Source organism: Pseudomonas sp. H1_D05 (genome assembly GCF_054682705.1).
In genome coordinates this window covers 4415949-4428139 of the sequence record NZ_CP162825.1, presented here as the reverse complement: position 1 = coordinate 4428139, position 12191 = coordinate 4415949, and the positions used below count along the sequence as shown (strand labels likewise).

Below are 12191 nucleotides of genomic sequence, written 5' to 3'. Positions count from 1 at the left end.
GTCGCTTTTGCAAGGCAGGTTTGTGTAACGGTCCCGCGTCAGTAGCGGCTTCTCCCGACTATAAACAGGCAGTGCGATTATCGCGAAGAACTCTAAAGGACTGTCAGTTCTTACAGGTCATTTTTTGGGTGCGCGTGGCTAAGCTGGCCCGACTGAATACGTCCTGAGGAATTGAGCATGAGCCGCAATCGTTATCTGTTGCCGCTGGGTTTTGTGTTGTCGGCAATGCTGCCTGCTGTAGCTGATGCCGGTGCCACCTGGACTTATCTTTATCTCGAAGCAAACTTTCGCTGTGATAACGGCGTCACTGCACAGGGATACAGCGTCTATGCAGTGGGCAATGTCGCGGAGTTGGGCAATTGGGATACGGAAAAGGCCGTTCTGCTCGGCTCTGCTGCCTATCCCTCCTGGTCCGCAAAAATAAAATTCACCAAAGCGAAGCCTGGTGATGTCATTGAATGGAAATGCATCATTCGCAACGAGAAACCTCCATACGATGTAAAAACCTGGCAGTCGGGACCTGACAATCAGGTGACCATGACGTTTAGTGCATCACTTCAGACTACCGGTCAATTCTGAATCACGAGTGTGCATGGCCAGGATTCACAAACCTTGGGGCTGGCCTCTGTTGCGCGTCATGTTGATCAGCGCTGAACGTTTGCCACCCGGCGCCGGGCGTTCTTCGATGGAGAACGGCACGAAGCCAAGTTTCGGGTAGAGCAGCAGGCCGGCGGTGTTTTCATTGAAGCAAGACAGTTGCACTTCCTTGGCCTGGTATTTTTCGAAACCCAGCGCGGTCATGGTCTCGACAATGTACCGCGCCACACCCTGGCCACGGGCGTATGGCGCGACGATGACGTTGCCGATGCAGCAGATGCCATCGTGCTCAGCGCGGTAGAAGTTGGCGAAGCCGACGAACTCGCCGTTGGCCAGAAAAGCCGTGGAGTCGAAGCGCTGGCTGATTGCGCTGTGCATCTGTTCTTCCGTCAGCGGGAAGTTGGCTTTCGGGAACATGAAGAACAGTTCTTGTTCGCCCTGGGGAAAGCTGCACAGGGTGTTGACGTCGTCGGCCGTCACGGGCCGGTGGGAGAAATTCATCGCTGCCCTGCCCTCACTTTTTACCCGCCAGATGATGCGCAACCAAGGCGTTGGCATGGCCGTGGCCCATGCCGTGTTCCTCCTTGAGCCACGCCACCAGTTCCATGTGTTTCTTGTCGGTGATGCTGGCGAGCAGGTTTAGCCAGTGTTCGATGGGCTGGCCGTATTTTTTCTCGATGGAGGGGAAGTATGACGCCGGGCCTTTTACCTTGTTGTCTTCGCTCATGCTGCAAGCTCCCTGTGGTCACGACGGAGGGTCGGCGGACGCTCCTTGTCGGCAGGTCATAGAGTGGACGCGAAGTGCGGTTCCGGCAACTGCCCCGCTCTGCCAGACACCACAAAAACCTGTGGGAGCGAGCCCGCTCGCGAAGGGGCCGTGTCAGCCAACATCATCAGACGCTGACACACCGCTTTCGCGAGCAGGCTCGCTCCCACAAGGGTTGTAGTGGATCAGGGTTATTCGGTGCGGCCCGGCAGCATCCGCACCAGCGTGTTATCCCGCACCCAATAATGGTGAAACAACCCCGCCAGCGCGTGCAGCCCGATCAGCCAGTAACCGGTGCTGCCAATCAGTTCATGCCAGTACTTCAGTTGCTTGGCGAAGTCCGGGTCGATGGCCACCGGCGCGGGGACGTGGAAGCCGAAATACGGGAACGGTTTGTCAGCGGCAGCGAGCATCAGCCAGGCGAGGATCGGCGTGGCGATCATCAGCCCATACAGTGCCAGGTGCATCAGGTGCGAGACGCCGGTCTGCCATGCCGGTGGTTTGGGGGTGATCGGCGGGCGTGGGCTGAGGCGGCCGAGCAGGCGGATCCACACGAGGGCGAAGATGCTCGCGCCGAACAGGCCGTGGAAGCCCATCAGCAAGCCGCGTGCTTCGCTGCCCTTGGGCAGGTAGCCCTTGATTTCGACGCATGCGTAGACGCCGACGAACAGCGCCAGCATCAGCCAGTGCAGGGTGATTGAGAGTTTTCCATAACGGGTTACGGCGATGTCGCGGGTCATAAGCTGCGCCTCGTGATTGTCGTGAATGACAGTCGATTCGTTCGACCGTCTCGATCCGGTTGCCGGGCGAACCGACGGCGTTACCCTGCCCGCCCAGTCTTAAGAGAGTCTGAAGACAGACCCTCACGTTAACCTTTTTTCACCTTCAGACTTCGTTAAGAAATGCCTCCGATACTCGCCTCAAACCATTGAGGGAGGCGTTCTGCCCATGCCCGAATTTGACTGGAACATCCCCTTCCCCTGCGCTTCGGTCAAGCCGAAACGCCGCAGATGACATTGACCGGTGCCCGGCCCGACGATGCCCTGCGAGAGCCGTTCGAAGCCTTTATCCAGCAACGTTTTCGCAAGGCCCATGGCGCCGACATCCGTCATTTCATGCCCGAACTGTTCGGCATGCACAACGGCGACGGCGAGTTGTGCGCCGTGGCCGGGGTGCGTCGCGCGCATCTCGAACCACTGTTTCTCGAGCGCTATCTGGATGAGCCGATCGAGCCGTTGATCAGCGCGGCGGCAGATCGCCCGGTCGAGCGCAGCGCCATTGTCGAAGTCGGCAATCTCGCCGCCAACGACACCGGCAGTGCGCGCCTGAGCATCATCGCCATCACCTATCTGCTGGCCATGGGCGGCCTGGAATGGGTGACGTTCACCGGCAACATCGGCCTGGTCAACAGTTTCCATCGTTTAGGTTTGAAGCCAGTGACATTGTGCGCCGCTGACCCGGAACGATTGGGTGACGAGCGTCAACACTGGGGCAGTTATTACGAAAGTAAACCTTGGGTGCACGTCGGCAACATCCGCGCCGGGTTCATCCATTTGCGCAATATCGGCCTGTTTACCCGCCTGGGTTTGCCGAGTTCGATTGAAGGAGCCTGTCATGTCGCTTGAACTGCAACGCTTCCAGGAAACCCTGCGCGACCATGCCCGGCGCAATGACAACGCGACAGCCCTGTGGGGCGACACGTTGAAACTCGATTACGCCACGCTGTACGCCGAGGTGCTCTATCGCCAGGAGCGCCTGCGCGATGAGCAAGCGCAGGTGATTGCGCTGGCGTTGGACAACGGCGTCGACGCGATGCTGTGGGATCTGGCCGTGCTGTTCGAAGGCCTGACCTGCGTGACGCTGCCGCCGTTTTTCAGTGCGGCGCAACGCGCCCATTGCCTGCAACAGAGCCAGGCCGAACGGGTGATTGCCGAGCCGGAACTGGGAGTCGAATTGCTCGCGGCTGGTTATGAACAACGTGGCGAGTTCTGGTGCCGCGCGTTCAGTGGCCCCAGTCGCATGCCCGCCGGCACCGCGAAACTCACCTTCACGTCCGGCACCACCGGCACGCCGAAAGGTGTATGCCTGAGCGCCGACAGCCTGCTGCGGGTGGCGCGGGAGCTGGATCAGGCCAGCGAAGCGACCGGCCCGCAGCATCATCTGGCGCTGTTGCCGTTGGCGATTCTGCTAGAGAACCTCGGCTGCTATGCCGCGCTGTATGCCGGCGCAACGCTCAGTGTGCCGAGCCAGAAAACCCTCGGCATTCAAGGCGCCAGTGGCGTCGAGATTCCGCGCCTGCTCGGTTATCTGGCCAGCCGTGCGCCGGAGAGTCTGATCCTGGTGCCGCAGTTGCTGCTGTTGCTGGTCAGCGCCGCCGAACAGAAAGCCTTCGACCCGCAAACCCTGCGCTTTGCCGCTGTCGGCGGTGCGCGGGTCTCGGAGGATCTGCTGCACCGCGCGCAACGGGTCGGGCTGCCGGTTTATGAAGGTTACGGCTTGTCCGAATGCGCTTCGGTGGTGTGCCTCAATCGTCCCGGCGCACGCCGCCCCGGCAGCGTCGGCCGACCGTTGCCGCATGTTGAAGTGCGCCTGGCCGAGGACGGCGAGGTGCTGATCAAGGGTTCGACGTTGCTCGGTTATCTGGGCGACGCGCCGTACGCCGAAGAGTGGTGGCCGAGCGGCGATCTGGGCGAGTTCGACCCGGAAGGTTTTCTCTATCTCAAGGGCCGCAAAAAGCACCAGTTCGTCACCAGTTTCGGGCGCAACGTCAACCCGGAATGGGTCGAGTCCGAACTTACCCAGCGTCGCCACATTGCCCAGGCGTTCGTTTACGGCGAGGCCTTGCCGCATAACCACGCCTTGCTCTGGCCGCATCGCCCGGACTGCACCGATGCCGAACTGGCCGCTGCCGTCGCCGAAGCCAACGAGGCTTTGCCCGATTACGCCCAGGTGCATCAGTGGACGCGCCTGCCGCAACCCTTCACCGCCGCCAATGGCTTGCTCACCGCCAATGGCCGCCCGCGCCGCGAAGCCATCGTCGTGCAGTACCACAACCAATTGACCGAATCCGCTGTTTCCGAGGAGTCCGCATCATGAGTTTTTTCGACACCCTGCAAGAAGCCACGCAACAGGAACGCCACGAACTGTTCAACCTGCCGATCATCGTCGATGCCCTGCAAGGCAAGGTCAGCCTCGAAAGCTATCGGGCGTTTCTCGCGCAAGCGTATTACCACGTGCGCCACACCGTACCGCTGATGATGGCCTGCGGCGCGCGGCTGCCGACGCGTCTGGAATGGCTGCGCAAAGCGGTGGCCGAGTACATCGAAGACGAATACGGCCACGAGCACTGGGTGCTCAACGACATCGCCGCGTGTGGCGGTGATCGTGATGCGGTGCGCGACGGTCAGCCGTCGTTGTCGATCGAGCTGATGGTCAGCTTCCTTTACGACCTGATCTCTCGGGGCAATCCGGTCGGTCTGTTCGGCATGGTCAACGTGCTCGAAGGCACCAGCATCGCCCTGGCCACCCACGCGGCGGGCAGCATTCGCGAGCGTCTGGCGTTGCCGGAAACGGCGTTCAGTTACTTGAGTTCCCACGGTTCGCTCGATATCGAGCACATGCAAACCTATCGGCGCCTGATGAATCAGCTGGAAGATCCTGCCGATCAAGCCGCCGTGATCCATGCCTCGAAAGTCGTTTATCGCCTTTACACCGACATGTTCCGTGGCTTGCCGCGTGACGCGGAGGCTCAATATGCAGCTGCGTGATGCGCGGGTGGTGCTGACCGGTGCCAGTGGCGGCATCGGCCTGGCCATCGCCGAAACCTTGTGCGCTGCCGGTGCCCACGTGCTGGCGGTGGCGCGGCATCAAGAGGCGCTGGCGCCGCTGCTCAAGCGCTACCCCGAGTCGTTGTGCTGGGTCGCGGCTGACCTGACCTTCCTCAGCGATCGGCGCAAAGTGCTGGTCGCCGCCGAAGCCATCGGCGGCATCAACCTGCTGATCAACGCCGCCGGGGTCAATCACTTCGCCATGCTCGAACAGCTGGATGACAGCGACATCAATGCGATGCTGGCGGTAAACATCAGTGCGCCGATGTGCCTGACCAAACTGCTGTTGCCGCTGCTCAAGCAGGCCGACAGCGCGATGGTGGTCAACGTCGGTTCGACCTATGGCTCGATCGGCTACCCGGGTTACGCCAGTTATTGCGCGACCAAATTCGCTTTGCGCGGGTTTTCCGAGGCGCTGCGCCGAGAGCTGGCCGACACCCGCGTCAGCGTGCTGTACGTCGCGCCCCGCGCCACGCGCACCTCGATGAACAGCGCCGCCGCGCAAGCGTTGAACGATGCGCTAAAGGCCAACGTCGACGATCCGCAAACCGTGGCCTCGGCGGTGATCCATGCGATTGCCGGTGATCGTCGCGATCTCTACCTGGGCTGGCCGGAACGCTTCTTCGTGCGCCTGAACAATCTGCTGCCGCATCTGGTGGATCGAGGCCTGCGCAAGCAGTTGCCGCTGATCCGCCGCCTCAGTGAAAAACCTGACAACGAGTCGCCAAAGCCATGAAAAAACTATCCGCATGCCTGTTGCTCGCTGCCCTGAGTCAAAGCGTCTGGGCGCTGGAACCGGCCGACCAGAAACGTCTGGAGGGCATCCAGCAGAGTTGGGCGCACATCCAATATGAAGTGGCGGAAAAACAGCGCGCCGCCGCGTTCGAGCAATTGGCCAGCGAAACCAACGCGTTCACCACGCAGCGCCCGACGGTGGCCGAAGCGTGGATCTGGAAAGGCATCGTCACCAGCAGTTGGGCCGGTGCCGAGGGCGGCCTCGGTGCCTTGGGCAAAGCCAAGGACGCCAAGGCCGATCTGGAAAAATCCCTGACCCTCGACCCCAAAGCCCTGCAAGGCTCGGCCTACACCAGCCTCGCCGCGCTGTATGACCGCGTGCCGGGCTGGCCCATCGGTTTCGGCGACAGCGACAAGGCCGAGCAACTGTTCAAGCAAGCCTTGCAACTCAACCCCACCGGCATCGACAGTCTGTACTTCTGGGGCGATCACCTCTACCGTCAGAAGCGCTACGCTGAAGCCAAAGCAGCGCTGCTCAAAGCCCAGCAAGCGCCGCCGCGTCCGGGCCGGGAAAGTGCCGATGCCGGGCGCCGCAAAGAGATCGCCGCCCTGCTGGTGGACGTGAACAAGAAACTCGACTGACAGGAGTCCGCGTGCGTTTATTACTGGTTGAGGATGATGTGGCGCTGGGTGAAGGCATTCATCAGGCGCTGGGCCGCGAGGGTTACACCGTCGACTGGCTCAAGGATGGCAGCAGTGCGTTGCATGCGCTGCTCAGCGAAACCTTCGATGTCGCTGTGCTCGATCTCGGTCTGCCGCGCATGGACGGCCTGCAAGTGCTGCGCCGCCTGCGCGACAGCGGTTCGAATCTGCCGGTGCTGATTCTGACCGCCCGCGACGCCACCGAAGATCGCATCGCCGGGCTCGACGCCGGGGCCGACGACTACCTGATCAAACCGTTCGACCTGGACGAGCTCAAGGCACGCCTGCGCGCCCTGTTGCGGCGCAGTGCCGGGCGCGCCCAGGCGTTGATCGAGCATGCCGGCATCAGCCTTAACCCCGGCACCCAGCAAGTCAGCTATCAGGGCCAGCCTGTGGCCCTGACGCCCAAGGAATATCAGTTGCTCCACGAACTGCTGTCGCCACCGGGCCGGGTGATGACCCGCGATCAACTGATGCAACTGCTTTATGGCTGGAACGAAGAAGCCGAAAGCAACACCCTCGAAGTGCACATCCACCACCTGCGCAAGAAGTTTTCCACCGACCTGATCCGCACCATTCGCGGTGTGGGTTATCTGGTGGAGGAGCGTCGATGACCTCGATCCGCCGCCGCACGCTGACTCTGATTATCGGCCTGTTGCTGGCCGGCCTCGCAGTCCTCAGCACCTTCAACCTGCACGACAGCAATCACGAAATCGCCGAGGTCTACGACGCGCAATTGGCGCAGAACGCGCGCCTGCTGCAAGGCGTGATGCGCATGCCCCTGGCCAGCAAACAGCACGCAGAGCTTTACCAGGCGTTCAACTCGGCGCTGGGCGAAGCGGTGCCGCGCGGCGACGGTCATCCTTATGAACGCAAAATCGCCTTTCAGGTGTGGAATCCTGCCGGTGATGTGTTGGTGCACACCGCCAGCGCACCGTCCTTCAAGGCACCACCAACGCAGCCCGGCTTCAGCGATGTGGTGGACCTGAACAATCGTCACTGGCGCGCCTTTCTCCTCGAAGACACGCAAAACAACCTGCGCATCTGGGTCGGTGAGCGCGACGATGTGCGCGCCGATCTGGTCGACCGCATCGTCCGTCACACGCTGTGGCCGAACGTGATCGGCAGCCTGCTGCTCGCGGCGATGATCTGGCTGGCCATCGGCTGGGGCCTAAAGCCGTTGGCGAACATGGCCGAGACCCTGCGCGCCCGCCACAGCGGTTCGCTGGAACCGTTGCAACTGGCGCCGCTGCCCAGTGAGCTGGAACCGATGCAGGCGGCGCTCAACCGTATGCTCGCGCAAATTCAGGAAGTGCTTGGCCGAGAACGGCGCTTTATCGCCGATGCCGCCCACGAAATGCGCACGCCGCTGGCGGTGCTGCGGGTGCATGCGCAGAACCTGCAGGAGGCTGGCACCGAACAGGAGCGCCGCGAATCGCTGGCGTTTCTGATCGCCGGGGTCGACCGCACCAGTCGCCTGGTCAACCAGTTGCTGACCATGGCGCGCCTGGAACCGAAACCCAACCCGCCGCCGCTGCAACCCATCGACCTCAGCGAAACCGTGCGCAACAGCCTGGTGCAATTGACGCCATGGTTGCTGAGCAAACACCTGGAACTGGCCTTTGAAGACAGCGCCCAGCCGTTCAACATCATGGCCAGCCCCGGCACGATCGACATTGCCCTGAACAACCTGATCACCAACGCTGCGAACTTCTCCCCCGAACACGGCGTGATCACCGTGCTGCTCAGCCAGGCCGATGGGTTTTATCACTTGAGCGTTGAAGATCAGGGGCCGGGCATTGATGAAGCGGACCGGGCGCGCTTGTTCGAGCGTTTCTACAGTCGCGGCAATGCCCAAGGCGCGGGGCTGGGGCTGACCATCGTCAACACCATCGCCACGCGATTGAGCGGGCGAATCACTCTGGTCAATCGTGCCGAAGGTGGCCTGCGCGCAACGTTGTCGATCCCCGACGGGCACCCGCGCTCGGCTGCGCAACGCAGCACCCGCGAGCCGTCGCAGATTTGAGTCTGATTGCGACGCCAGGAGCGCCATCACCCGGTAAAAACAGTGGCCGCACGTCGTAATCTGATCCAGATCAGTTCCCGGGGCAAACATCGGCGTAGAACAGAGTTAGCGCACTCCCCTGCGCGTTGCTCGTTCAGCCCCAATGGAGGCTCAGCTCATGCTCACTGTCAAAGACCACAATGACCGCGCGGCGCCGGCCTATGCCGCGCACCCCGGTGAATACTGGATCGAGTCGCTCAAGGATGGTCGCCACGTCTTGATCCGCGCACTGGCAGCCAAGGATCGCGAACGCGAATACGCGTTCATCAAACGCTTGTCGCCCGAGTCCCGACACCTGCGTTTTCTCGCGCAGATCAGTGAGCCCGGCACCGCGTTGCTCGATCAGTTGATGGACGTCGACTGCAAGCAACGCGCGGCCTTCATTGCACTGGCTCACGAAAATGGTCAATTGACCGAGATCGGTATCAGCCGCTACGCCGCCACTGGCGAACAGGACTGTGAGTGCGCGGTGACGGTCGCCGATGAGTGGATGCATCTGGGCCTGGCCACGCTGCTGATGGAACACCTGATCAAGACCGCCCGGCACAACGGTTTCAAGCATCTGTATTCGGTGGATTCGGCCAGCAATACGGACATGCGCGACCTCGCCCGATCACTGGGCTTTGAAACCCACAGCGATCCTGACGATGCCCACCAGGTCATTCATCGCCTGAGTCTGTAGCGCCATTCCTGCGCCCCGTACCCGCCAAAGGTGCGGAGCGAGGCGCCCGCCGTTGCCGCATGTGAACGCAGCAGACCCTCGTTGCGGGACGGCCTCAGATCGAACGCTGGTTGACCCGTGCCATCAGTTGCTCGGCGCTTTCCTTGCGCTCGGAATAACGGTCAACCAGATGCGCCTGTTGATCGCGCAGCAGCACGGTGAACTTCACCAGTTCTTCCATCACATCGACCACACGGTCGTAGAACGGCGACGCCTTCATCCGCCCGGCGTCGTCGAATTCCATGTAGGCCTTCGGCACTGAGGATTGGTTGGGGATGGTGAACATGCGCATCCAGCGGCCCAACACGCGCAACTGGTTGACCACGTTGAACGACTGCGAACCGCCGCAGACCTGCATCACCGCCAGGGTTTTGCCCTGGGTCGGGCGCACGGCGCCGAGTTCCAGCGGGATCCAGTCGATCTGCGCCTTGAACACGGCGGACATCGCGCCGTGCCGCTCTGGCGAACACCAGACCTGCCCTTCCGACCACAGCACCAGATCGCGCAGTTCCTGCACTTTGGGATGGTCGACCGGAACGTCGTCGGGCAGTGGCAGACCGGACGGGTTGAAGATGCGCGTCTCGGCGCCGAAGTGTTCGAGCAGGCGCGCGGCCTCCTCTACCAGCAAACGGCTGAAGGAGCGTTCGCGGGTCGAGCCGTAGAGCAGCAGGATGCGCGGTTTGTGTTCGCCCAAAGGGGACGCTCCTTCGAACAGCGAATGATCAAGATGGGGCAGTTGTTCTGACATATGTCCTCCAGCTCAGAGAGAGCCGATACGATCCAGCTCACGCTGGAGATCAGCGCGGCTGAGTGCTTTGAATGGCAGGCCGAGAAAGGTCGCGCAGCGCCGTTCGATGATCGCCAGCGTGGCAGCAAACGCCGCGTCCACGGCGACATCGTCGCCGATCACATCCGAGGGATCTGCCAGGCCCCAATGGGCTTTGAGCGGGGGGCCGAAGTACACCGGGCAGCTCTCACCGGCGGCCTTGTCGCAGACGGTGATGACAATGTCTGGCGGATTGTCTTCGAACGCGTCATTGCCCTTGCTGGATAAACCATCGATGGCAATGCCAGCCTTTTGCAGCGTCGACAGGCTGCGTGGCAACACTTGGCCTTTGGGGAAACTTCCGGAACTCACGGCCTCGAATCCGGGGCGCGCCAGATGATTGAACATGGCTTCGGACAGGATGCTGCGGCAGCTGTTGGCCGTGCACATAAACAGGACTCGCATGTTTTCTCTTTCCTCAGCAGCAGGCAGCTTCGCGCATCGGACGCCCGTCCATGTTCTGCAGACGGGCGGCGTTGTCCTGGAGCCAATCGGCGTTGGCTTTGGACGTCACTTGCAGGATTTCGCGAACCCACGCAGGAAGATCAGGGTTGAGGCGGTAATAGACCCACTGGCCCTGACGGCGATCGAGCAGCAAACCATTGCTGCGCAGTTGCGCGAGGTGGCGGCTGATTTTTGGCTGGCTGTCGCCGAGTGCGCACATCAGTTCGCAGACGCACAGTTCACCTTGATCGGCGATGAGCAGCATGGCGCGGACGCGGGTTTCGTCAGCGAGGCTCTTGAAGACTTCGGTGGGGGTGATCATGGGACGGGCTCAATACATACGGAAAATCGAATATACGGATATCCATATATAAATCAACTTTGAATTTGTAGCCCTCCCTGTAGGAGTGAGCCTGCTCGCGATAGCGGTATGTCTGTGAGTCAGATGTCGACTGGCACACCGCTATCGCGAGCAGGCTCACTCCTACAAAGGATCTACGGTTGGCGGGACTGTCCGCGTAACAAGCCCTGCTCCGCCTCACACAACCCCACCACATAATCCCAGACCACTCGCAGCCGCACCGACTTGTGCAACTCGCGCCGGGTGCTGATCCAGTAGCTGCGCTCGATGCTTTCATCCGGCAGCAACGGCACCAGATCGGGATCCGATTCGGCCATGTAGCAAGGCAACACCGCAATGCCCAATCCCGACCGCGCCGCCTCCTGCTGCGCGATGACGCTGGTGCTGTGAAACACAACCCGAGGGCTGCGGCAGAAGCTGTTGAGAAACATCAATTCCTGGCTGAACAGCAAATCATCGACATAACCAATCCACGCATGCCGCCCAAGGTCTTCGCGGCTTTGCAGTGGCGGGGCTTTATCGAGATAGCGTTGGCTGGCGTACAACGCGAGTCGATAGTCGGTGAGTTTGCGCGTGACCAGCATGTCCGCCGCCGGGCGCTCCAGATGGATGCTGATTTCCGCCTCACGGTTGAGGATGCTGACGAAGCGCGGCACCGCGACCAGTTCCACTTCCAGCCCCGGATAACGCTCGAACAAGCCGATCATGCGGCTGGCGAGAAACTTGATGCCCAGCCCTTCGGTGACGCCGACACGAATCTTGCCCAGTGGCGCAGTGGATTGGGTGATCTCTTCCTGCGCCAGCAACGCCACGTTTTCCATCGCCTCAGCATGCTTAAGCAGCGCCTCCCCCGCCGGGGTCATTTCGTAGCCTTGGGCGTGCTGGACGAACAGCGCGGTGCCGAGGCTTTTTTCGATGGCTTCGATATGGCGGGCAACAGTGGCGTGGGTGGTGTTGAGGCGGCGGGCGGCGGTGAGCAGGCGGCCGCTGCGTTGCAGCTCGAGAAAAAACCGCAGGTCGTTCCAGTCGAACATGGCGTGTCCTTGTCGGCTATGGTCAATGCAGGCTGTTTAAAAACGCACAGCGGCTGCGCAAAAACTAACATTCTTTTAACGAAAGCTAACAACTAGAGTGTCCGACAATAAAA

Annotated in this window: 15 protein-coding genes and 1 pseudogene; 9 read left to right on the top strand and 7 right to left on the bottom strand. The window is 61.3% G+C overall.

The annotated features are described in order from the left end of the window. The first annotated feature begins 177 nt into the window (after positions 1-177). Positions 178-579 carry a carbohydrate-binding module family 20 domain-containing protein gene (locus tag AB4O11_RS20015; protein ID WP_460098701.1) on the top strand — a complete coding sequence of 134 codons (402 nt, stop codon included), beginning with the start codon at positions 178-180 and terminating at the stop codon, positions 577-579. Positions 580-603: 24 nt separating this feature from the next. Here AB4O11_RS20015 and AB4O11_RS20010 read toward each other — a convergent pair whose 3' ends face one another. The 3 genes from AB4O11_RS20010 to AB4O11_RS20000 all read right to left on the bottom strand — a co-directional run bounded on the left by AB4O11_RS20010 (position 604) and on the right by AB4O11_RS20000 (position 2103). After that, positions 604-1098, bottom strand: coding sequence for a GNAT family N-acetyltransferase (locus tag AB4O11_RS20010; protein WP_460128064.1), 495 nt, complete (start codon positions 1096-1098; stop codon positions 604-606). A gap of 13 nt (positions 1099-1111) precedes the next feature. Then, complete coding sequence (locus AB4O11_RS20005; RefSeq protein WP_150730017.1) at positions 1112-1324, bottom strand: DUF4287 domain-containing protein; 213 nt, start codon at positions 1322-1324, stop codon at positions 1112-1114. 230 nt (positions 1325-1554) lie between these two features. Further along, positions 1555-2103: a cytochrome b gene (locus AB4O11_RS20000; RefSeq protein ID WP_460128061.1), complete on the bottom strand. Its 549-nt coding sequence runs from the start codon at positions 2101-2103 to the stop codon at positions 1555-1557. A 208-nt stretch (positions 2104-2311) separates the two neighbouring features. Here AB4O11_RS20000 and AB4O11_RS19995 point away from each other — a divergent pair. The 8 genes and pseudogenes from AB4O11_RS19995 to AB4O11_RS19960 all read left to right on the top strand — a co-directional run bounded on the left by AB4O11_RS19995 (position 2312) and on the right by AB4O11_RS19960 (position 9374). Beyond that, positions 2312-2988 (top strand): annotated as a pseudogene (locus tag AB4O11_RS19995) (thermostable hemolysin). Further along, on the top strand, positions 2978-4459 hold the full coding sequence (locus tag AB4O11_RS19990; RefSeq protein ID WP_460128059.1) for an AMP-binding protein: 1482 nt from the start codon (positions 2978-2980) through the stop codon (positions 4457-4459). The pseudogene AB4O11_RS19995 and the gene AB4O11_RS19990 overlap by 11 nt, the downstream one beginning before the upstream one ends. Next, on the top strand, positions 4456-5130 hold the full coding sequence (locus AB4O11_RS19985; protein ID WP_186623509.1) for a TenA family transcriptional regulator: 675 nt from the start codon (positions 4456-4458) through the stop codon (positions 5128-5130). The genes AB4O11_RS19990 and AB4O11_RS19985 overlap by 4 nt, the downstream gene beginning before the upstream one ends. Further along, positions 5117-5926 (top strand): SDR family oxidoreductase, encoded by an 810-nt coding sequence (locus AB4O11_RS19980; protein WP_460128057.1) that lies wholly within the window; start codon positions 5117-5119, stop codon positions 5924-5926. The genes AB4O11_RS19985 and AB4O11_RS19980 overlap by 14 nt, the downstream gene beginning before the upstream one ends. Beyond that, positions 5923-6567 (top strand): tetratricopeptide repeat protein, encoded by a 645-nt coding sequence (locus AB4O11_RS19975; protein ID WP_460128055.1) that lies wholly within the window; start codon positions 5923-5925, stop codon positions 6565-6567. The genes AB4O11_RS19980 and AB4O11_RS19975 overlap by 4 nt, the downstream gene beginning before the upstream one ends. Positions 6568-6578: 11 nt before the next feature. Next, positions 6579-7241 carry a response regulator gene (locus AB4O11_RS19970; protein ID WP_007910671.1) on the top strand — a complete coding sequence of 221 codons (663 nt, stop codon included), beginning with the start codon at positions 6579-6581 and terminating at the stop codon, positions 7239-7241. Next, complete coding sequence (locus AB4O11_RS19965) at positions 7238-8653, top strand: ATP-binding protein (protein WP_460128053.1); 1416 nt, start codon at positions 7238-7240, stop codon at positions 8651-8653. Before AB4O11_RS19970 ends, AB4O11_RS19965 begins: the two co-directional genes overlap by 4 nt. A gap of 157 nt (positions 8654-8810) precedes the next feature. Continuing rightward, positions 8811-9374, top strand: coding sequence for a GNAT family N-acetyltransferase (locus AB4O11_RS19960; protein WP_099758680.1), 564 nt, complete (start codon positions 8811-8813; stop codon positions 9372-9374). Between the two features lie 94 nt (positions 9375-9468). Here the strand turns inward: AB4O11_RS19960 and arsH are convergent, their stop codons facing one another. From arsH to AB4O11_RS19940, 4 genes are all read right to left on the bottom strand, one after another. Beyond that, positions 9469-10161, bottom strand: coding sequence for an arsenical resistance protein ArsH (gene arsH, locus AB4O11_RS19955; RefSeq protein WP_401042606.1), 693 nt, complete (start codon positions 10159-10161; stop codon positions 9469-9471). A 12-nt stretch (positions 10162-10173) separates the two neighbouring features. Continuing rightward, positions 10174-10644 (bottom strand): arsenate reductase ArsC, encoded by a 471-nt coding sequence (locus AB4O11_RS19950; RefSeq protein WP_460128050.1) that lies wholly within the window; start codon positions 10642-10644, stop codon positions 10174-10176. Between the two features lie 13 nt (positions 10645-10657). Further along, a complete protein-coding gene (locus AB4O11_RS19945; RefSeq protein WP_460128048.1) occupies positions 10658-11005 on the bottom strand; it encodes a metalloregulator ArsR/SmtB family transcription factor in 348 nt (115 codons plus the stop codon). Positions 11006-11178: 173 nt separating this feature from the next. Next, on the bottom strand, positions 11179-12078 hold the full coding sequence (locus AB4O11_RS19940) for a LysR family transcriptional regulator (RefSeq protein ID WP_099758677.1): 900 nt from the start codon (positions 12076-12078) through the stop codon (positions 11179-11181). Between the last annotated feature and the right edge of the window lie 113 nt (positions 12079-12191).